Source organism: Micromonospora sp. NPDC049282 (assembly GCF_043197045.1).
GTDB lineage: Bacteria > Actinomycetota > Actinomycetes > Mycobacteriales > Micromonosporaceae > Micromonospora.
In genome coordinates this window covers 93,601-111,469 of record NZ_JBICSL010000014.1, presented here as the reverse complement: position 1 = coordinate 111,469, position 17,869 = coordinate 93,601, and the positions used below count along the sequence as shown (strand labels likewise).

The window sequence follows — 17,869 nt, the reverse complement described above, 5'->3', positions numbered from 1 at the left end:
GGCCGGGGCGACGGGAATCACACCGGTCCCGCCGCCCCCGCCCGGTCACGCGTGGTCGACCACCTCGCCGAGGCCGGCGGCCACCAGCTCGTCCCGGATCACCGCCGCGTCCCCCTCGACGACGAGCGTCAGCGCCTCCGGGTGCAGGTGCGCCGCGGCCGCCGCGGAGACCTCCTCGACGGTGGCCGCGAGCAGCGCCTCGCGCAGCCGGGCGTGGTAGTCGTCCGGCAGGTCGTGCACCACAAGCGTGGTCAGCGCGGACGCGATCGCCCGTGGGCTCTGCAGCTCGACCGAGAGCTGGCCGGCCCGCCACGAGCGGGCCACCTCCAACTCCTCCTCGGTCACCCCGGTCAGCCGGGTACGCGAGACCTCGCCCACCGACTCGACGAGCGCCGGCGCGGTCACCGCGGTCTGCACGCCGGAGCTGACCGCGAACCGGCCGAACCGCCGGGACGAGGCGAAGTCGCCGCGGATCCCGTACGTGTAGCCGCGCACCTCGCGGATCAGGTGGTTGAGGCGGGAGGTGAACGCCCCGCCGAGCACCGTGCCGGCGAGCGTCATCGGCACGTGGTCGGGGTGTGCGCGGTGCGGCGACGGGTGGCCGAGCCGCAGCGTGGACTGCACCGAGCCGGGCCGGTCCACCAGGATGATCCGCCGCCGGTCGGCGAGCGGCGCCTCGATCGGGCCGCCCCGGTCCACCGGCCCGCCGCCGGTGCCGGCGAACGCCGCCGCGCCGAGCGCGTCCAGGTCGATCCGGTCCAGGTCACCGGCGACGACGAGGGTGCCGGGGCGGATGAACCACTCCGAGTGGAAGACCGTGACGTCGTCCACCTCCAGCGCGGCCACGCTCTCCGGGTCGCCGTAGAGCGGGCGCCCCCACCGGTGCTCGGCGCCGAACAGGTCGGCACGCAGCACGGCGTCGGCGCGGGGGCCCGGATTGGCCCAGTCCATCCGCAGCGCGGTCGCCTCGTCGTCGCGGACCCGCAGCACGTCGGCCGGGTCGAGGCGCGGCGTGCGGACCGCCTCGGCCATCAGCTCCACCGCGGCGCTCAGCCGGCCCACCGGGACCTGCACGCTGACCTGGAACGAGTCCCAGTCGAGCCCGCTCACCAGCTCGGTGCCGAGCGCCTCGATGGCCAGCGCGTACGCGGTGGCGTCCCGCTGCGCGGTGCCCTCCTCCAGCGCCTTGGCCAGCACCGCGCCGAGCCCTTCCTTGCCGACCGGCTCCCGGCCCGCGCCGCCGTCGAGCAGCAGCAGCGCGACGGCGAGGTTCTGCCCGGGCAGGTGCGCGGCGACGACCTGCCCGCCGGCGACCGTCCGCCGGACCACCTGGGGGAACCGGTAGGCACGGGCGGCGCCGGGACCGGGACGGGTGGCGATCAGCGTCATGAGGTCTCCTCGGGCAGGTAGGTCAGGATCACCCGGTCGTCGGCGCCGAACAGCTCGGCGGCCTGCTCGGCGATCTGCTCGGCGGTGACGGCGAGCCAGCCGGGCAGCCGGTCGGCGGCCCGGGCCGGGTCGCCGAACTGGGTGGCGTACCGGCCGAGCGTGTCGGCGCGGCCGTCCACGGTGGACATCTGCCGCCACCACATGGTGCTCAGCAGCGCCTTGGCCCGGTCCAGCTCGGCGGCGGTCACCGGCACGGTGGCCAGCTCGTCGACCACCTCGGCCAGCCCGTCGCGCAGCCGGTCGGCGGTCACGCCGGGGCGGGCGGTGGCGGTGGCGATCAGCGGGGCCGGCGCGTGCGCCAGGTCGACGCCGTACGCGCCGACCAGGTCCGGCTGGGCGATCCGCTCACCGTCGGCGAGCCGCTGGTAGAGCCGGCTGCCCCGGCCACTGCCGAGCACGGTGGCGAGGACCGTGGTCACGTCGTACCCGGGGGCGCCGAACGGGTGGGTGCGGTGCGCGAGGTAGACGCGGGCGGCGGGCACGTCGGCGGTGACCGTCTCCACCGCGGGCCGGCCGGTCGCCGGCACCGTGCGCCCGTCCGGGGCGGCCGGGATGTCCGGGCGCGGCGGCAGGCCGCCGAAGTATTTGTCGGCCAGCGCGAACACCTCGGCGGCGGTGGTGTCGCCGACCACGGTGAGGACCGCGTTGTTCGGCGCGTAGTAGGTGGTGTGGAACGCCTGGAACGTGGCCAGGTCGGCCGCGTTCAGGTCGGCCATCGACCCGATCGTGGCGTGGTGATAGGGGTGGCCGGGCGGGTAGAGCAGCGGCAGCAGCCGCAGCCAGGCGTCCCCGTAGGGCACGTTCTCGTAGCGCTGCCGCCGCTCGTTCTTCACCACGTCGCGCTGGTTGTCCAGCGTCTCCTGGGTCAGCGCCGGCACCAGGCCGCCCATCCGGTCGGCCTCCAGCCAGAGCGCCAACTCCAGGTGCTCGGCCGGGACGGTCTCGAAGTAGTTGGTCCGGTCCGGGTTGGTGGTCGCGTTGAGCGAGCCGCCCGCGCCCTGGATCAGCTTCATGTGCTCGGTCTTCGCCACGTTCACCGAGCCCTCGAACATCAGGTGCTCGAAGAGGTGGGCGAAGCCGGTCTGGCCCGCCGGTTCGTGGCGGGAACCCACGTCGTACCAGAGGTTGACCGCCACGGCCGGTGCGGTGCGGTCCTCGCTCACCACCACACGCAGGCCGTTGTCCAGTCGGGTCGTCTCGATCGGCCAGGGGAAACCGCTGTCGGGCATGGCACGACGCTATCCGATCCGGTGGGCGGAAAGGGGACGCGCGCCCCGCGTCGTCGCCGCGCGACGGGGTATCCAGCTCGGCATGATCCCCGCACCGTCCGCCGTCGAACGTGCCGCCGCCGCGCTGGCCCGGCTCCGGCACGCCCGCCTGCTGCATCCCGCCGGCCGCGTCTTCGCCGCCGACGTGCTGATCTGGGGTACGCCGGGACCGCCGACCGGGGTGCCGCTGCTGGACCGGCCCGGTCGCTGGCCGGCCACGGTCCGCCTCTCCAAGGGGACGCCGACGCCGGCCGGCTGGCCGGACGTGCTGGGCGTGGCGCTCCGGCTACACCGGGACCCGGAGTCGCCGGTGGACCTGCTGGTGAGTTCCAGCGGCGCCGCGCCGGTGCTGCGGAACCTGCCGCTGCCCCGGCGGCGCTTCACCGGGACGTACACCTCGATCATGTCCTTCCGGGCCGGTGCGCGGCGGCTGTTCCTGGCCGCGCTGGCCGACCCGGACTCACCCGACCTGGGTCGCAGCCTGGCCGAGGCCGACGCGGCGGTGGCCGGCGACGAGCCCCGGCTGGTGCTCGCGGTGGCCTCGGCGGTGGGGCCGTGGCGGCCGTTCGGTGAGGTGCGCCTGGGTGGCCGGCGCGACGCCCGGGAGGACGCCGCGCTGGCCTTCGACCCGATCGGCAACGTGCCGCCGGGACTGCGGCTGGCCGGACCGCTGGCCCGGCTGCGGGACGCCGGTTACCGGGGGTCGCGTCGGGGCCGGGGCGTCGCGGTCAGTCGGGCGGCTCGACGGGGTTGACGGTCTCGGCGGAGGTGCGGTGCTCCAGCACGGTGTCCGGGGCGACGTTCTGGTCCTCCTCCCGCAGATCCGATTCGGCGAGGATCGCGTCGGCCTGGGCCTGCGCGTCGTCGCTGCCCACCGCCGCCTCCTCGGGCAGCAGGTGGGCGCGGGACTCGATCCGGTCCTGGTCGCTCTGGTCGTGGCTCATGGGTGTCCTCATACCCCGCGTCCCGCTTCGCGGAACGACAGCGGGTATTCCCGGGCGCGTCGGGTAGGCTGGCTGGCGTGACGCGTTCGTATCGATGGTTTAGGCAGCCGGCTGGAGGAGCCGGTGACTCGACCGTGAGCTGACGTCACTTCCTCTTCGAGCCGGCCGGGCAGGGATGGTTCCCTGCCCTTTCCCATGCGAGCAGCCGGCTCGACCCCCGGGCGCCGGCCCCGGGGCGCGGTCGGCGGAAGGATCCCCACCGTGACCACGTCCCCGGATGCCCGCCGGGTCATCGACCAGCGGATCGACCGCGTCGTGCCGTTGACCACCCCGGCCCTGCTGCACCACCACCTGCCGCTCGACGCGTCCCTGGCCGAGGCCGTCGTGGCCGGCCGGCGCGCGGTCGGCCGGGTGCTGGACCGCGCCGACGACCGACTGCTGGTGGTGGTCGGACCGTGCTCGGTGCACGACCCGGCGGCCGCCCTGGAGTACGCGGGACGGCTGCGCGAGGCCGCCGACCGGGTCGCCGACGACCTGCTGGTGGTGATGCGGGTCTACTTCGAGAAGCCACGCTCGACCGTGGGCTGGAAGGGCCTGATCAACGACCCGGCGCTGGACGGCTCGGGCGACGTGAACACCGGCCTGCGGACCGCGCGGGCGCTCCTGCTCGACGTGCTGCGGCTGGGCCTGCCGGTGGGCTGCGAGTTCCTCGACCCGATCACCCCGCAGTACATCGCGGACACGGTGGCCTGGGGCGCGATCGGGGCCCGGACGGTGGAGAGCCAGGTGCACCGGCAGCTCGCCTCCGGCCTGTCCATGCCGATCGGGATGAAGAACCGCCCGGACGGCAGCATCGCGACCGCCGTGGACGCGATCCGGGCGGCCGGCGTGCCGCACGTCTTCCCCGGCATCGGCGTCTCCGGCATCCCGGCGATCATGCACACCCGGGGCAACGCCGACGGTCACCTGGTGCTGCGCGGCGGGGGCGGCCGGACCAACTACGACGCGGAGTCGGTGGCCGGGGCGCTGGACCTGCTGCGCGCCGCGGGCCTGCCGGAGCGGGTGGTGATCGACGCCAGTCACGCCAACAGCGGCAAGGACCACCGCAACCAGCCACTGGTCGCCGCGGACGTGGCCGGGCAGCTCGCCGCCGGCCGGCGGGGCATCGTCGGGATCATGCTGGAGAGCTTCCTGCGTTCCGGTCGGCAGGACCTGGACCCGACCCGGGAGCTGGAGTACGGCCGGTCGATCACCGACGCCTGCCTCGGCTGGGACACCACCGCCGAGGTGCTCGACCACCTGGCCCAGGCCGTCCGCGCCCGGCGGGCCACGCTCCCCGCGCCGGCCTGAGCGGGGTTGGGGAGAGTTTGACCGGTTCGGGGCCGGGTAGGTGGTCGCCGTGACCGATGACGCGCCCGTGACCGAGCAGCCGGACACCAGGCCGCTCGACGACCTGCTCGACGACCTCTACCACGGCCAGGAGCGGATCAGTCAGACCGACATCTACCGCCGGGCGGTGACCGCGGAACTCCCCGCGGAGCTGCTCACCCGGGTCGCCGCGCTCCCCCAGGGCGAGTACGCGGTGGACGAGGTGGCCGACCTGCTGGGCGGCACGGTCGCCTGAGCACCCCCGCCGACGAGAGGACGCAGATGACCGACCGTGAGCCCGAGCACGAGCACCTGCCGGCGCTCGGCCAGCCCCCGGAGGGCGTGGACACGCTGCCGGAGCCCGACTTCGCCAACGAGCACGACCGCACCGCGGTGGACCGGGACATCATCACCGGGGAGGACGACCGGGAGTCGGAGACGTCGCGCGGCTGGGCCGGCGAGGACCACGGCACCACCCCCACCTGACCCGGACGGTGACGCGAGAACGGGGCCGGCGCGACGCGCCGGCCCCGTCGTTCGTCGGCTCACTCCTCGTGCTGGTCGCCCTCGGCCGCCCGCTGGGCCAACGCGTAGCCCATCTGCAGGAAGTCGGAGGCGGCGACCGCGGTCAGCGCGGTGGCCACCAGCCGGGTCAGCCGGGGCGCCAGCACCAGCCCGCCGGTGAGCCCGGTGGCCACCCACACCGCCAGGCAGAACGGGCAGCTGACCAGCTCGCCGAGCGCGTGCCGGGTGGGGCTGCCCTCGTCGCGGACCTGCTCCATCACCTCGCCGCTGCCGATCGGGTGGTCGTAGCGGGTGAACGGCGCCCGGAGCGGGCTGGTGATCGCGTCCTTGGAGATCAGCCGGCTCAGCTTGTGCGTGGCGATCGAGAGCAGCACCACGTCTCCGGTCGTGGGCCGCTCGGGCACCGGCCGGCCGGTCGCCCGGACCAGCCCGACCAGCGCGGCGGTCACGCCGGCATAGGTGCCCATCGCCTTCAGGTAGCCCTCCAGCGGTCGGTGCTCGTGCGGCGCGTACGCCTGGCGCAGGCGCGCCACCTTCTGCTTCAGGCCACTCCCGGTCAACCCGGCCTCCCTCGTCGTCATGGTGCCCGGGCTCAACCGGCGGTCAGGTTGTCGGCCACCTCGCGGTCGAGGTTGGCCAGGATCTCCTCGGCCAGGCCGTGGTCGGGCCCGGCCAGGTCCAGCCGGACCCGGGCGCCACCGGCGTCGGCCGGTTCCACGTCGATCTCCGCGGACCAGTCGTCGTTGCTCCACCGGGCCCGCATGTCGTCGGCGTCGAGCACCTCCACCCGGCAGGCTCCGGAGCGGCGCAGCTCCTCGGGCAGCCAGGCGGAGGACCGGTCCGGGTCGGTGGCGGTGTTGAAGACCACCTCGGGCGGCGCGGACATGCCGCGCTCGGCGTGGCTGGCCATCAGGCGTCCCGCAGCCGGTGCGGGTCGACCTCACGGCCGGGGTGCCGGGCCAGGTACTCGGTCTCCAGCTCGGCGGTGCGGCGCAGGTGGTTGGCGAGCGCGGAGTCGGTGGCGTGCCGCAGCGTGTCCAGCCGGGTCCGGTGCAGGCTCCGCATCTCCCGGATCAGGTCATCGTCGCCCAGCTCGGCGGGGTCCACCCCGGGCATCTCGCCGTCGGCGGCCCCGGTGTGGGCATGGTCGCCGTCCCACTCGGTGACGCGCTGCTCCGGGCTGGTGTCCCGGCGTACCGATTCGGTCATCGTCGCCCCCTCGTCTCGTTCGGGCTGGCGTCTAGACGGATGCCCAGCCGGGATGCCACCAAACCCCGTCCACTACGACGCGGCGTCGGAGACGGCCGGCGACCCCGGTACCCTCGATGGCATGCAGCGGCTCCGGACACCGGCGTGGATCGTCCGCCACGTGGCCATGGTCGTGCTGGTGGTGGGGTTCCTCGGGCTGGGCTGGTGGCAGGTCACCCGGGCCGCCGGGGGCAACGCGTTGAGCTTCGGCTACGCGATCGAGTGGCCGGTCTTCGCCGGCTTCGTCGTCTTCGTGTGGTGGCGCGAGGTGCGGCAGGCCCTGCGGGCCGAGGCCGGGCCGCCGGCCGACCCGGTGCCGGCGGCCGTCGGCGACGAGCCGGTCACCGCCACCCCGGCGGTACGCCGGCCGGTGCGCGTCGCCCGGACGCCGGTGGGCCCGGCCGAGGGGGCGGACGACGGCGAGCTGGCCGCGTACAACCGCTATCTTTCCTGGTTGAACGCCAATCCGGGCGCCCGGCCCGGCGACTATCCCGGCTGAGGCCGGTGCGAAAGGACGGACGACGGTGGGTGGAGCCCTTACCCGGTACCGCGTGATCGCCTGGATCGTGGGCGTGGCGCTGGTGGTGCTGGTCCTGATCGGCATGCCGCTGAAGTACGGCTTCGACAACCCGAGCGTGGTGGCCGTGGTGGGCGTCGCGCACGGCTGGCTCTACATGCTCTATCTGGCGCTCACGTTCGACCTGTCCCGCCGGGCCGACTGGCCGCTGAAGCGGATGCTGCTGGTGATGCTCGCGGGCACCGTGCCGTTCGTCTCGTTCTACGCCGAGCGGCGGGTGAGCCACTGGCTGGCCGCCGAGCGCCGCCCCCGTACCCCGGAGCCGATCGCCGGCTGACCGCGGTTCAGCGCGCCGGCCGCCACGGGCCGGCGCCCGGCGGGTCGGTCCAGCCGCCGAGGCGCGCCCCCTCCCGGGCCCGGAGCAGCGCGCGGGTGACCTGGCCGAACTGCCGCTCGTCGTCGCTGCTGAACAGCAGCACCTCGGCGCCGCGGATCCGCCCCCACAGCTCGTGCGCCGGGGGCCGCCAGCGGTCGCCGGCCAGCACCAGCAGCACCGGCAGCAGCCCCACCGCGCCGAGCGTGAGGTACGCCCCGGCGGTGAGCCGCTCCAGGCCGCCGGTGAAGCCGAGCAGCAGGCCGACCGACGCGATCAACGCGGCGGAGACGGCGACCGCCCGGACGGCGAGCCGGTCGTGCGGGCCCCGGGCGGTCCGGAGCTGGGTGATGTCGGCGAGCGGCCAGCTGTTGCGGCCGACGGTGAAGCGTTCGGCGGTGACGACGATGCCGGGCCGGGCGTAGAGCAGGGTGGGCGCGGTCGCGTGCGGCGAGCGGGGCGGGCGGGCGGAGGAGCGATCGGTCTGCACGGTGGCCTCCCGGGGTCGCGGATCCCGCGGTGGGATTCCCGGATCCCGCAGTTCATTGTGTGACTCGTCCGCTACCCCGGAAAACAGTCATGGACCATCAACGTCATCATTGTCACTTTCCGACACTTTGCCAACTTTCGCCCCTCCTTGAACTCCCCACAACTCCGATCACGGGTTAGGTTGTCCAGGTCGGTCCGGTCGACCGCCGTCCACCCGGACGGCGCCGGGTCGGTGTCGACGGGTCGCGCAACCGCGCTCCGCCGACCATGGAGAGGAGCTTTCCGCTCTTGTCGTCCTTACGGATGCTGCTCCGCTCGCTGGCGGTGGCCGGCCTCTCGGCCGCGCTGCTCGCCCCGGCGTCGGTGGCTCGGGCCGAGCCCACCCCCGCCGAGCTGACGAAGCAGATCGAGAAGTCCTCGACTGAGCTGGAGCGAATCGTCGAGTCCTACAACAAGCTCAACGAGGAGATCAAGGCCAACAAGGCCAAGGCGGCCGCGTTGGAGGCCAGGATCGGCCCGTTGCAGGAACAGGCCGAGCGGAGCCGCGCCGACGTCGGCGTGCTCGCCGCCACGGCGTACAAGACCGGTGGCATGCGCACGGCGGCGGCTCTGCTGGAGCCGGGCGGCACGGCCGCGCTGCCGGAACGGCTGGGCACGCTCGACCAGCTCACCCGCCAGCGGCAGCGCACCATCACCGGCTTCACCGCCGACCAGCGGCGGCTGATCGACCAGAAGACCCAGCTCGACGTCACACTGGCCCGGGAGGCGGCGCAGGCCAAGCAGCTCACCGCCGGCAAGAAGCGGATCGAGTCGGACCTGTCCCGCCTCTACGAGATGCGCCGCAAGGCGTACGGGCGGGCCACCGAGGCGCCCACCAGGGCGAACTCGGCGGGCACGCCGCCGGCCGTCTCCGGCAAGGCCGGGGTGGCGGTGCGGTACGCCTACGGCGCGGTCGGCAAACCGTACGGGTGGGGCTCCGAGGGTCCCGGCAGCTACGACTGCTCGGGCCTGACGCTCGCCGCCTGGCGGGCCGCCGGGAAGTCGCTGCCGCACAACGCGGCAGCCCAGTGGAGCGCCACCACCCGGATCAGCCGGGACGCGCTGCAACCGGGTGACCTGGTGTTCTACTCCGGGCTCGGGCACGTGGCGATCTACGTCGGTGGCGGCCAGATCATCGACGCGCCCAGCGCGGGCCGCAACGTGAGCAAGCGGAGCATGAACATCATGACGATCGCCGGCTACGGCCGGGTCTGACCGCGACGGCGAACGGCCGGCGTTCCCCTATCGGACGCCGGCCGTTCGTCGTTCAATTACTACCAGGTCAGGCCGCCTGCAGCCCTTCGGCGCGGGCCAGCTCGCGGAGCCGGCCGAGGGCCTGGATCTCCAGCTGGCGGATCCGCTCCCGGGAGAGCGAGAACCGGGACGCGACCTCGGTCAGCGAGTGCTCCCGCCCGTCATCCAGGCCGTAGCGGGCCCGCATGATGCCGGCGGACCGGTCGTCGAGGTGGTTGAGCAGGCCCTCGATCCGCTGCCGCTCCAGGCCGGTGAGCACGATCTCCTCCGGCGACGGCGCGTCGCTGTCGGCGACCAGGTCACCGAGTTTGGTGTCGCCGTCGTCGCCGACCGGGGTGTCCAGCGAGACCGTGTCCTGCGACCAGCGGCGCAGCTCGTTGACCCGCTCGACGGTGACGCCGAGCGAGGCCGCGATCTGCTCCGGCTCCGGGTCGGCGCCCAGCTCACGGGTGAGCTGGCGGGCCACGTTGCGCATCCGGTTGACGTCCTCGACCAGGTGCACGGGCAGCCGCACGGTCCGCTCCTGCTGGGCGATCGCCCGGCTGATGGCCTGACGGATCCACCAGGTCGCGTAGGTGGAGAACTTGAAGCCCCGCTCGTAGTCGAACTTCTCGACCGCCCGGACCAGGCCGGTGTTGCCCTCCTGGATCAGGTCCAGCATGGGCATGCCGGAGCGCACGTAGCGCCGGGCGATGGAGACGACCAGCCGCAGGTTGGCGCGGATGAACAGGTCCTTCGCCTGCTCGCCCTCGACCACCACGCGCTCCAGCTCCTCCCGGGTGGCCCCGTCGGGCACCCGCTCGGTGTCGAGGAGGTGCTCGGCGTAGAGACCCGCCTCGATCGTCTTGGAGAGCTCCACCTCGCGGGCGGCGTCCAGCAGCGGCGTCCGGGAGATCTCGTGCAGGTAGACGCCGACCAGGTCCCGCTCCTCGGCGACCTCGTCGGTACGCATGCCGATGTTCTTGTCCACGATTGCCACGGTCCCCTCGCTCGCGCCGGTTGCCCGGTTCCTTGCCATCCCCACGTTCATCAGCCCTCCCCGTAACCTCCGCTGTGCCCGTAGGTGCTGACACCTACACAACAGATGTGACGTGTCGGGGATTCCATGTCGTGAGTCGAAACTGTCACGAATGCCTGAGTGGTAGCTGAGAGCCCGGTCCACGTTTCCTGTCAGGACCCCTGCTCGGGCCGCCCGCGGACGCCCTGGTGAACGGGGGCCCGGAGCAACGGATTCGCCGTCCGCCCATGGAATGGCACCATTGCGTCTTCCATGAACACAGCGAGCCGCGTCACCGCACCTCTGCGATCCTGGTCACTTCGTGATACGCGCCCGTGGACCGCTCGGTTCAGCCACTGCCAAGGATTACCCTCCGCCTCGTTGAACAATCCGCACGGGGAGAGCCGTCCCCTCCCGCCACGTGATACGCGTCGCACCCGCCGGACGGATGCGCCGGGCGGGTGGAACGCGAGGGTTCAGGAGGCGAGCAGGGCCAGGGCGCCGCGTACCTGGTCGGCGGAGCGGGCCAGCGCCGCCCGGGCGGCGGGCACCTCGGCGCCGGAGACCAGCGCGACGAGTGCGGTCTTGAGGTCGCCGTCGGCCTGCTGGAGAGCGACCCGGCAGACCTCCTCGGCGCACCCGGTGGCCTCCATCAGGATCGAGATCATCCGGCCGCGCAGCTTGGCGTTGGTGGCCACCATGTCGATCATCAGGTTCGAGTAGACCCGGCCGAGGCGCACCATCACGGCCGTGGAGAACGTGTTGAGCACCAGCTTCTGCGCGGTGCCGGCCTTCATCCGGGTCGACCCGGTGACCACCTCGGGTCCGGTGTCCACCCCAATGAACACGTCGACCGACGGGGCGGCCTCGGCCTCCGGATTGGCGCAGAGCAGCACCGTCCCGGCCCCCTGGGTGCGGGACGCGGCGAGCGCCCCGAGGACGTACGGGGTGCGCCCGCTGGCCGCCAGGCCGACCACCAGGTCGCCGGGGCGTACGCACTCGATGGCCTCGGCCGCGCCGCCGCGCTCGTCGTCCTCGGCGTCCTCGACGGCGCGCCACATGGCCTCCGGGCCGCCCGCCAGGTGCGCGCAGAACCAGTGCCGCGGCGAGTTGAACGTGGGCGCCAGCTCGGCCGCGTCCAGCACGCCGAGGCGGCCGGACGTGCCGGCGCCGAAGTAGTGCACCCGGTGCCCGCCGCGCAGCGCGGCGACGGCCAGGTCGACGGTCTCGGCGATCTCGTCGAGGACGGCGGCGACCGCGGCCGGCACCCGCCGGTCGGCCTCGTTGATGACGGTGAGCACGTCCCGGGTCGACATCAGGTCGAGGTCGACGCTCTGCGGGTTGCGCCGTTCGGTCGGCGCGCCGACGCGTACCACCGGACGCATCGGTGCGATCTCGTCGCGCTCCACCCGGCCCGCCGTCATGCCCGCCTCCGCCCAGGACCGACCCGGCGCGACTTGACCGCCTCGGCGGTGGCCTCGAGCGCCTTCTTGGTCCGGGCGCGGCTGCGCGCGGCCACCCCGACGAAGAGGCAGTCGACCACGGTGAGCTGGGCCAGCCGGCTCGCCGTGGCGCCGGACCGGTAGGTCGTCTCCCGGGCCGCGGTGGTGAGCACGTGGTCGGCGACCTCGGTGATCGGTGAGCGGGGGAAGTTGGTCAGCGCCACCGTGGTGGCCCCGCGCGCCCGGGCCTGTTCCAGGACCTCGATGACGTCGGACGTGGTGCCGGTGTGCGAGATGCCGACGGCGACGTCGCCCCGGCCCAGCAGGGCGGCGGAGGTGAGCGCGGTGTGCACGTCCGGGAAGTAGAACGCGATGCGGCCGATGCGGTGCAGCTTCTGCTGGAAGTCGGAGGCGACGAAGCCGCTCGCGCCGGCGCCGTAGACGTCGATCCGGTTGGCCGCGCCGATCGCCTCGACCACCTGCTCGCAGACCGCCGGGTCGAGTTGCTCGGCGGTCTCCTCGACCGCTCGCGCGTCGTTGAACGCGATGGTGGCGATGATCTGGGCCAGGTCGGCGCCGGGCGGAATGTCGCCGCCGACCACCCGGGCGTCCGGCGGCTCGATCCGGCGGGCGGCCTCGGCGGCGAGCCGGATCCGCAGCTGGGGGTATCCGTCCATGCCGACCGAGCGGCAGAACCGGATCACGGTCGCCTCGGATGTCTCGGCGACGGTGGCGAGGTCGGTGATGGTGCGCCGGGCCGCGTCCGCCGGATCGGCGACGACGAGCCGGGCCACCCGCTGCTCGGCCGGGGACAGCGAGGGCAGGAGCCCGCTGATGTGGACGATCAGTCCACCGGGCTCGTGACTCGCAGAAATCTTCGGACTCTTCGCCACGGATGAAACTTACTTTCAGAGGGCGTGAGCGTCAACCATGACGCCGCGTATCGGGAAATTTACCGCCTTCCGCGCCCGGTCCCCGCGCCCAGGGTCCCATCACCGCAGCCCGGCCGCCTCATCCGGTCCGGTCGACTAGCTCCCGCCGGACGGGCCGGACCCGATCGCGGCGCAGATCTTGCGCGCCGGCGGTGGCGTGCGCGGGTCGTCCCGCTAGCGTGTGGCCATGGCGGATCGCACGGTGCTGGTGACCGGAGGCACGGGGGGACTCGGCGGCGCGGTCACCGCCGCGTTCCTCTCCGACGGCTGGCGGGTGGTGGTACCCGGCCGGGAGGGCGGGACGGCGACGCCCGGGCCGGCCGGTCCGGTCCCGGTGGTGGCGGACCTGCTCACCCCCGAGGGGGCCGCGCGGGCCGTGGCGGCGGCCACCGCGGAGCCCGCGGCGCCGCCGCGCGCGGTGGTCAACCTCGTCGGCGGGTACGCCAGCGGCGGGCTGGTGCACGAGACCCCGGTCGACGAGTTCGAGCGGCTGCTGCGGCTCAACCTGCGCCCGACCTACCTGGTCACCCACGCGGCGCTGCCGCACCTGGTCGCGGCCGGCGGCGGCGCGGTGGTCTGCGTCTCGGCCCGGGCGGCGGTGGCGCCCTTCCCCGGCGCGGCCGGCTACGTCACCGCCAAGGCCGCGGTGCAGGCGTTCGCCAACGCGGTCGCGGTGGAGTACCGGCAGCGTGGGGTGCGGTGCAACACGGTGCTGCCGAGCGTCATCGACACCCCGGCCAACCGCGCCGCCCAACCCGAGGCCGACCACCGGCGGTGGGTGCCGCCGGCCGAGATCGCCGCGGTGATCCGCTTCCTGGCCGGCGAGGAGTCCGCGCCGACCAGCGGCGCGAGCATCCCGGTCTACGGGCGGGCCTGAGCCGGCACCGGGCCGTCCCGGCCCTCGCCGGACGGGCGCGGGGTGCCGTCCGGCGGCGGGCCGGCCAGCGTGGACGGGTCGTCCGGCAGCCACTCGCTCAGGTGCGCCCGGATCCGGCGGGACACCTCCTCCGGCGCGCCGCCGCCGTCCACCACCACGAAACCGGCGTACTCCGGCAGCGACCGGTACGCGGCGTCGGCGGCGGTGAGCCACCGCATGCTCTCGTGGTCGGTCCCGCGCCGCTCGATCCGCCGGTACGCCTCGACCGGGTCGACGGTCAGCAGGAAGGTGACCCGCGGCGGCGGGAAGACCCGGTAGCCGGCCCGGGCCAGCCGCTCCCAGCGCTGCCCGCCGTGCGCCCGGAGGCTCGCGTACTGGCAGGCGGACCAGCGGTCCATCACCGCGGTGCGGCCGGTGACCAGGCAACTGAGCAACGCGAGCGCGATGGCCAGCCAGCGCAGCACGGACTCCACCGCGAGCAGGCCGTCGCGCCCGACGAGGCGCTGCGCGTCCGGCCGGCCGACCCGCTGGGCGAGCCGGCCGAGCCAGCGGCGGCCGCCGGCGTTGCGGTGGTAGGTGGCGGGGTGGCCGGCGGCGGTGAGCGCCTCGGCGAGCAGGTGGGCCTGGGTGGTCTTGCCCGAGCCGTCGATGCCGATCAGGGCGACGGTGCGCAGTCGGGCTCTGTCCCGCCGCGTCCGCAGTGAGCTGGCCACCTCCCCGAGGTTATCCGACCCATGCTCGCGACTGCCACTTTGTCGCATTCCTCCCCAAGTGGATGCGGAAGGTGTGACCGGAGCGTCCGCCGGGTACGCCACTCAATCTCACCGCCCACGACGACGACGGGAGACCCAGATGGCCGAGCGCGGGGACGAGACCCTGGTGCACACGCTGAAAAAGGTCGCCGCCGTGCTCAAGCAGTCCGAGATCCCGTTCGCGCTGGGCGGCAGCTTCGCGGTGTACGCCCACGGCGGCCACTCCAGCGACCACGACGTCGATTTCCTGCTCCGGGAGTGCGACGTCGACCGGGCGCTTGAGGCGCTGGTCGAGGCCGGCTTCACCGCCGAGCGCCCGCCGGAGGACTGGCTGGTCAAGGTCTACGACGAGGAGCGGATGGTGGACCTCATCCACCGGCCGATCGAGACGCCGGTGACCGAGGAGACCTTCGCCGACACGATCGTGCGGCCGGTCGACGCGATCCGCATGCCGGTGCTCTCGGCCAGCCAGCTCATGGTGCACAAGCTGCTCAGCTTCTCCCAGCACTACTGCGACTTCGCCCGTGCCCTGCCGCTCGCCCGCTCGCTGCGGGAGCAGATCGACTGGGAACGGGTACGGAAGGAAACGCAGCACTCGCCGTACGCGGAGGCGTTCCTGGTGCTGCTCGACCGGCTGGACGTGCTGCCCGACGGCGCGCCCGGCGGAAGGGATACCCCGTGACCGGACAGCCCGGCGACGTGCCCCCCGACGAGTACGTCGAGGCCGAGATCCAGACCATGCTGACCGAGGACCCGTCCGTGGCCGAACAGGGCATCACGGTGGTGCGCCGCGAGCGCGGACTGGTGCTCTACGGCGAGGTGGAGAGCCCGCACCGACGGGAGGAGATCCTGCGGCGGGTGGCCGAACGCTTCCCGGACACGCCGGTGACCAGCGACATCGGAGTGATCCGTACGCAGGCGCCCACCCAGGTCGAGGAGCTGCCGTGAGGGAGGTTCGATGGTGATCCGGATCGCCGCCGTCGGCGACGTACACGTGGACGAGGACGTGGTGGGCCGGTTCCGCCCGGCGCTGGAGGAGCTGCCGGACTGCGCGGACGCGCTGCTGCTCGCCGGGGACCTGACCCGGCACGGGACCGAGGCGGAGGCGCGCTGCGTGGCGCGCGAGTTCGGCGGCCTCGGGGTGCCGGTGATCACCGTGCTCGGCAACCACGACCACCAGTGCGACCAGGTGCCGCAGGTGGTGAAGGTGCTCGAGGACGCCGGGATCACCGTGCTGGAGGGCACCGGCACCGTGGTGGAGTGCGCCGGTGGGCGGCTCGGCGTGGCCGGGGTGAAGGGGTTCGGCGGCGGGTTCGCCGGACGGTGCGCCAGCGACTTCGGCGAGCCGGAGATGAAGTCGTTCGTGCGCACCACCCGGGAGAGCGCCGACTCGCTGGCGTCCGCGCTGCTCGCGCTGGACTGCGACGCGCTGGTCGCGCTCACCCACTACGCCCCCGTGCCGGACACGCTCGCCGGCGAGCCGCTGGAGATCTACCCGTTCCTCGGCTGCTACCAGCTCGGGCAGGCGATCGACTCGGCGCCCACCGCGCTGGCGCTGCACGGGCACGCCCACCACGGCACCGAGCGGGGCACCACGCCGGGCGGGGTACGGGTCCGCAACGTCGCGCACCCCGTGATCAAGCAGGCGTACAGCGTGTTCCACCTGGGGGATCAGGCCGACTGAGCGGGAGGTTTCCGGAATCTGACGGCCGGGTATCCAGCCGCCATGGAGCTGATTCTCTGGATTCTCGCAGTCGTACTCGTGGTCGCCGGAATTCTCGCCCTCTTCCGCCGGCAGATCCTCTGGGGCGTCGTCCTCATCGTCGTCGGCCTGCTGGTCGGCCCGGGTGGCGTCAGCATCTTCAACACGTAACCGTCCGACCGCACCGCCCCTGACCCGCCGGGGTCGTCGGGCCCGGCGCTCTGTCCTCCCAGACCGGAGCGTCCGGACCCGACGATCCCGGCGCTTTCGTGTCCGGGAGGGTTGCGGGTTTACCCCCGTGGTAGAGCGGCAATATCTCGACCATGGAGATGTCGCAGCGTGCCGCCAGGCGCACCGCCGGTCCCCGGAAGTGGTGGGCACTGGTCGGCTTCGGCGCGGCCGCATTCGCCGCCGCCGCCATCGGCGGGCTGGGTGTCCGGGGCACCTCCGCCGAGTACCAGAGCCTGGAGCAGCCGTCCTGGGCGCCGCCGTCGTGGCTGTTCGGCCCGGTCTGGACCGTGCTCTACGCGTTGATCGCGATCGCCGGCTGGCTGGTCTGGCGCCGGGTCGGCTTCGGCCCCGCGCTCTGGGCGTGGTGCGGGCAACTGGTGCTCAACGCGATCTGGACCCCGCTCTTCTTCGGCGCCGGCCGCTACGGGCTGGCGTTCGCCGAGATCGTGCTGATGTGGCTGGCGATCGGCGTGACCGTGGTCCTGTTCCGGCGGGTGTCCCGTCCGGCGACGCTGCTGATGCTGCCGTACTGGGCGTGGGTCACGTTCGCCGCCGCGCTGAACCTCGCCATCTGGCGGATGAACGCCTGACCCACCGCGGGCGCGGGGGCCGCCGCCCCCGCGCCGGCCGGCGTCAGCAGCGGGGCACGCTCGGGATGTAACCGTCGTAGCCGGTGTAGACGTACGCGTCGGCGATGAACCGGCCGGAGCCGATCCGGTCCCAGATCGAGCTGGTGCCGTAGGTGCCGGTGACCGTGGTGCCGCTGGTCTGGCAGTGGAGCGTGACACCGGCCCCGTCGGCCACCGTGCCGACCGCGCTGTAGCCGGTACCCGGGCCGGAGCGCACGGTAAGCGGCGAGCCCGCCGTGTTCACCGTGCCGGCGCCGGTGTTCGATCCGGCGCAGCCATTGTCGCTGGTGTAGGTCTTCGTGCCCCAGTAGAGGGCCTGCGCGCCGTTGAACTTGATCTTCACGGAGCTGCCGTTGAGCCGCTGCTCGTAGTGCAGGTGCGGCCCGGTGGACCCGCCGGTGGTCCCGACGTACCCGATCACCCGCCCGTACCCGACGGTCTGCCCGACCGAGACGTTGAAGGCGTTCAGGTGGGCGTAGTAGGTGGTGTAGCCGCCGCCGTGGTTGACCCGCACGTACTTGCCGTAGCTGGTGTCGCCGAGGTTGGTCACCACGTCGACGGTGCCGGGCGCGCTGGCCACCACCGGGTCGCCCAGGTCGTCCGTGCGGTTGAAGTCGATCGCGTTGGCCGGGCTGTGGTCCGAGCGGGTCTGCCCGGACCAGGACTGGTTGCACGGGAACGGGACCTTGAACGTCGGCGCGGCCATCGCCGGCGCCGCCGGGATCACGACCGCGGTCAGGACCGCCACGCCCGCCGCAAGACTGAGCCACCGCTTACGCATCCACTGCCTCCTATGTTGAAAGTCTTCAATACGATACGGACAGGGTGGCAGA

The 17,869-nt window shown here is 73.5% G+C and carries 25 protein-coding genes; 13 read left to right on the top strand and 12 right to left on the bottom strand.

All coding sequences use genetic code 11. The annotated features are described in order from the left end of the window. Positions 1 to 45: 45 nt before the first annotated feature. Positions 46 to 1,389, bottom strand: coding sequence for a M16 family metallopeptidase (locus tag ACGFI2_RS22145; protein WP_393520151.1), 1,344 nt, complete (start codon positions 1,387 to 1,389; stop codon positions 46 to 48). Beyond that, positions 1,386 to 2,678, bottom strand: a complete 1,293-nt coding sequence (locus ACGFI2_RS22140) for a M16 family metallopeptidase (RefSeq protein ID WP_393520148.1) — start codon at positions 2,676 to 2,678, stop codon at positions 1,386 to 1,388. Before ACGFI2_RS22140 ends, ACGFI2_RS22145 begins: the two co-directional genes overlap by 4 nt. 82 nt (positions 2,679 to 2,760) lie before the next feature. Between ACGFI2_RS22140 and ACGFI2_RS22135 the strand changes: the two genes are divergently transcribed. Then, a complete protein-coding gene (locus ACGFI2_RS22135) occupies positions 2,761 to 3,471 on the top strand; it encodes a phosphodiesterase (RefSeq protein ID WP_393520145.1) in 711 nt (236 codons plus the stop codon). Here ACGFI2_RS22135 and ACGFI2_RS22130 read toward each other — a convergent pair. Then, the gene (locus tag ACGFI2_RS22130; protein WP_393520142.1) at positions 3,446 to 3,661 is read right to left on the bottom strand and encodes a hypothetical protein; all 216 of its coding nucleotides are present in this window, start codon (positions 3,659 to 3,661) and stop codon (positions 3,446 to 3,448) included. The two genes, ACGFI2_RS22135 and ACGFI2_RS22130, sit on opposite strands and share 26 nt — an antisense overlap. A 252-nt stretch (positions 3,662 to 3,913) precedes the next feature. Between ACGFI2_RS22130 and ACGFI2_RS22125 the strand changes: the two genes are divergently transcribed. The 3 genes from ACGFI2_RS22125 to ACGFI2_RS22115 are packed head-to-tail and all read left to right on the top strand — an operon-like array spanning position 3,914 to position 5,515. Beyond that, positions 3,914 to 5,011 (top strand): 3-deoxy-7-phosphoheptulonate synthase, encoded by a 1,098-nt coding sequence (locus ACGFI2_RS22125; RefSeq protein ID WP_393520356.1) that lies wholly within the window; start codon positions 3,914 to 3,916, stop codon positions 5,009 to 5,011. A gap of 40 nt (positions 5,012 to 5,051) precedes the next feature. Further along, positions 5,052 to 5,285 carry a hypothetical protein gene (locus tag ACGFI2_RS22120; RefSeq protein WP_393520140.1) on the top strand — a complete coding sequence of 78 codons (234 nt, stop codon included), beginning with the start codon at positions 5,052 to 5,054 and terminating at the stop codon, positions 5,283 to 5,285. Next, positions 5,282 to 5,515, top strand: a complete 234-nt coding sequence (locus tag ACGFI2_RS22115) for a hypothetical protein (protein ID WP_393520354.1) — start codon at positions 5,282 to 5,284, stop codon at positions 5,513 to 5,515. The genes ACGFI2_RS22120 and ACGFI2_RS22115 overlap by 4 nt, the downstream gene beginning before the upstream one ends. Before the next feature lie 59 nt (positions 5,516 to 5,574). On the opposite strand, the gene ACGFI2_RS22110 is transcribed toward ACGFI2_RS22115, so the two are convergent. The 3 genes from ACGFI2_RS22110 to ACGFI2_RS22100 are packed head-to-tail and all read right to left on the bottom strand — an operon-like array spanning position 5,575 to position 6,763. Continuing rightward, a complete protein-coding gene (locus tag ACGFI2_RS22110) occupies positions 5,575 to 6,135 on the bottom strand; it encodes a DUF1360 domain-containing protein (RefSeq protein ID WP_393520137.1) in 561 nt (186 codons plus the stop codon). Positions 6,136 to 6,146: 11 nt separating this feature from the next. Continuing rightward, on the bottom strand, positions 6,147 to 6,464 hold the full coding sequence (locus ACGFI2_RS22105) for a hypothetical protein (RefSeq protein WP_393520134.1): 318 nt from the start codon (positions 6,462 to 6,464) through the stop codon (positions 6,147 to 6,149). Further along, a complete protein-coding gene (locus tag ACGFI2_RS22100) occupies positions 6,464 to 6,763 on the bottom strand; it encodes a DUF6158 family protein (protein WP_393520131.1) in 300 nt (99 codons plus the stop codon). Before ACGFI2_RS22100 ends, ACGFI2_RS22105 begins: the two co-directional genes overlap by 1 nt. Before the next feature lie 121 nt (positions 6,764 to 6,884). On the opposite strand from ACGFI2_RS22100, the gene ACGFI2_RS22095 reads away from it, so the two are divergent. Both ACGFI2_RS22095 and ACGFI2_RS22090 read left to right on the top strand, forming a co-directional pair. Next, complete coding sequence (locus ACGFI2_RS22095) at positions 6,885 to 7,301, top strand: hypothetical protein (protein ID WP_393520128.1); 417 nt, start codon at positions 6,885 to 6,887, stop codon at positions 7,299 to 7,301. Between the two features lie 25 nt (positions 7,302 to 7,326). After that, complete coding sequence (locus ACGFI2_RS22090; protein ID WP_393520125.1) at positions 7,327 to 7,656, top strand: DUF3817 domain-containing protein; 330 nt, start codon at positions 7,327 to 7,329, stop codon at positions 7,654 to 7,656. A gap of 7 nt (positions 7,657 to 7,663) precedes the next feature. On the opposite strand, the gene ACGFI2_RS22085 is transcribed toward ACGFI2_RS22090, so the two are convergent. Then, on the bottom strand, positions 7,664 to 8,182 hold the full coding sequence (locus ACGFI2_RS22085) for a DUF6232 family protein (protein ID WP_393520122.1): 519 nt from the start codon (positions 8,180 to 8,182) through the stop codon (positions 7,664 to 7,666). Positions 8,183 to 8,469: 287 nt separating this feature from the next. On the opposite strand from ACGFI2_RS22085, the gene ACGFI2_RS22080 reads away from it, so the two are divergent. Then, a complete protein-coding gene (locus tag ACGFI2_RS22080; protein ID WP_393520119.1) occupies positions 8,470 to 9,435 on the top strand; it encodes an NlpC/P60 family protein in 966 nt (321 codons plus the stop codon). 67 nt (positions 9,436 to 9,502) lie between these two features. Here the strand turns inward: ACGFI2_RS22080 and ACGFI2_RS22075 are convergent, their stop codons facing one another. From ACGFI2_RS22075 to ACGFI2_RS22065, 3 genes are all read right to left on the bottom strand, one after another. Beyond that, positions 9,503 to 10,492 carry an RNA polymerase sigma factor RpoD/SigA gene (locus ACGFI2_RS22075; RefSeq protein WP_393520352.1) on the bottom strand — a complete coding sequence of 330 codons (990 nt, stop codon included), beginning with the start codon at positions 10,490 to 10,492 and terminating at the stop codon, positions 9,503 to 9,505. A 455-nt stretch (positions 10,493 to 10,947) separates the two neighbouring features. Further along, on the bottom strand, positions 10,948 to 11,895 hold the full coding sequence (gene murQ, locus ACGFI2_RS22070; protein WP_393520116.1) for an N-acetylmuramic acid 6-phosphate etherase: 948 nt from the start codon (positions 11,893 to 11,895) through the stop codon (positions 10,948 to 10,950). Further along, positions 11,892 to 12,806, bottom strand: a complete 915-nt coding sequence (locus ACGFI2_RS22065) for a MurR/RpiR family transcriptional regulator (protein ID WP_393520113.1) — start codon at positions 12,804 to 12,806, stop codon at positions 11,892 to 11,894. The genes murQ and ACGFI2_RS22065 overlap by 4 nt, the downstream gene beginning before the upstream one ends. A gap of 226 nt (positions 12,807 to 13,032) precedes the next feature. Between ACGFI2_RS22065 and ACGFI2_RS22060 the strand changes: the two genes are divergently transcribed. Beyond that, positions 13,033 to 13,722, top strand: a complete 690-nt coding sequence (locus ACGFI2_RS22060) for an SDR family NAD(P)-dependent oxidoreductase (protein ID WP_393520110.1) — start codon at positions 13,033 to 13,035, stop codon at positions 13,720 to 13,722. Here ACGFI2_RS22060 and ACGFI2_RS22055 read toward each other — a convergent pair. Next, on the bottom strand, positions 13,707 to 14,435 hold the full coding sequence (locus ACGFI2_RS22055) for a dTMP kinase (RefSeq protein WP_393520107.1): 729 nt from the start codon (positions 14,433 to 14,435) through the stop codon (positions 13,707 to 13,709). The genes ACGFI2_RS22060 and ACGFI2_RS22055 overlap by 16 nt on opposite strands. Here ACGFI2_RS22055 and ACGFI2_RS22050 point away from each other — a divergent pair. The 5 genes from ACGFI2_RS22050 (at position 14,371) to ACGFI2_RS22030 (ending at position 16,997) form a co-directional block, all read left to right on the top strand. Further along, positions 14,371 to 15,156 (top strand): nucleotidyltransferase, encoded by a 786-nt coding sequence (locus ACGFI2_RS22050; protein ID WP_393520104.1) that lies wholly within the window; start codon positions 14,371 to 14,373, stop codon positions 15,154 to 15,156. The genes ACGFI2_RS22055 and ACGFI2_RS22050 overlap by 65 nt on opposite strands. Before the next feature lie 56 nt (positions 15,157 to 15,212). Then, positions 15,213 to 15,422, top strand: coding sequence for a hypothetical protein (locus ACGFI2_RS22045; RefSeq protein ID WP_393520350.1), 210 nt, complete (start codon positions 15,213 to 15,215; stop codon positions 15,420 to 15,422). Positions 15,423 to 15,432: 10 nt separating this feature from the next. Next, positions 15,433 to 16,158 (top strand): metallophosphoesterase, encoded by a 726-nt coding sequence (locus ACGFI2_RS22040; RefSeq protein WP_393520102.1) that lies wholly within the window; start codon positions 15,433 to 15,435, stop codon positions 16,156 to 16,158. 42 nt (positions 16,159 to 16,200) lie between these two features. Next, positions 16,201 to 16,347, top strand: a complete 147-nt coding sequence (locus tag ACGFI2_RS22035) for a GPGG-motif small membrane protein (RefSeq protein WP_393520099.1) — start codon at positions 16,201 to 16,203, stop codon at positions 16,345 to 16,347. Between the two features lie 152 nt (positions 16,348 to 16,499). Continuing rightward, entirely contained in the window at positions 16,500 to 16,997 is a 498-nt protein-coding gene (locus ACGFI2_RS22030) for a TspO/MBR family protein (protein WP_393520096.1), read from the top strand. A gap of 43 nt (positions 16,998 to 17,040) precedes the next feature. On the opposite strand, the gene ACGFI2_RS22025 is transcribed toward ACGFI2_RS22030, so the two are convergent. Continuing rightward, positions 17,041 to 17,817 (bottom strand): peptidoglycan DD-metalloendopeptidase family protein, encoded by a 777-nt coding sequence (locus ACGFI2_RS22025; protein ID WP_393520093.1) that lies wholly within the window; start codon positions 17,815 to 17,817, stop codon positions 17,041 to 17,043. Positions 17,818 to 17,869 lie beyond the last annotated feature (52 nt).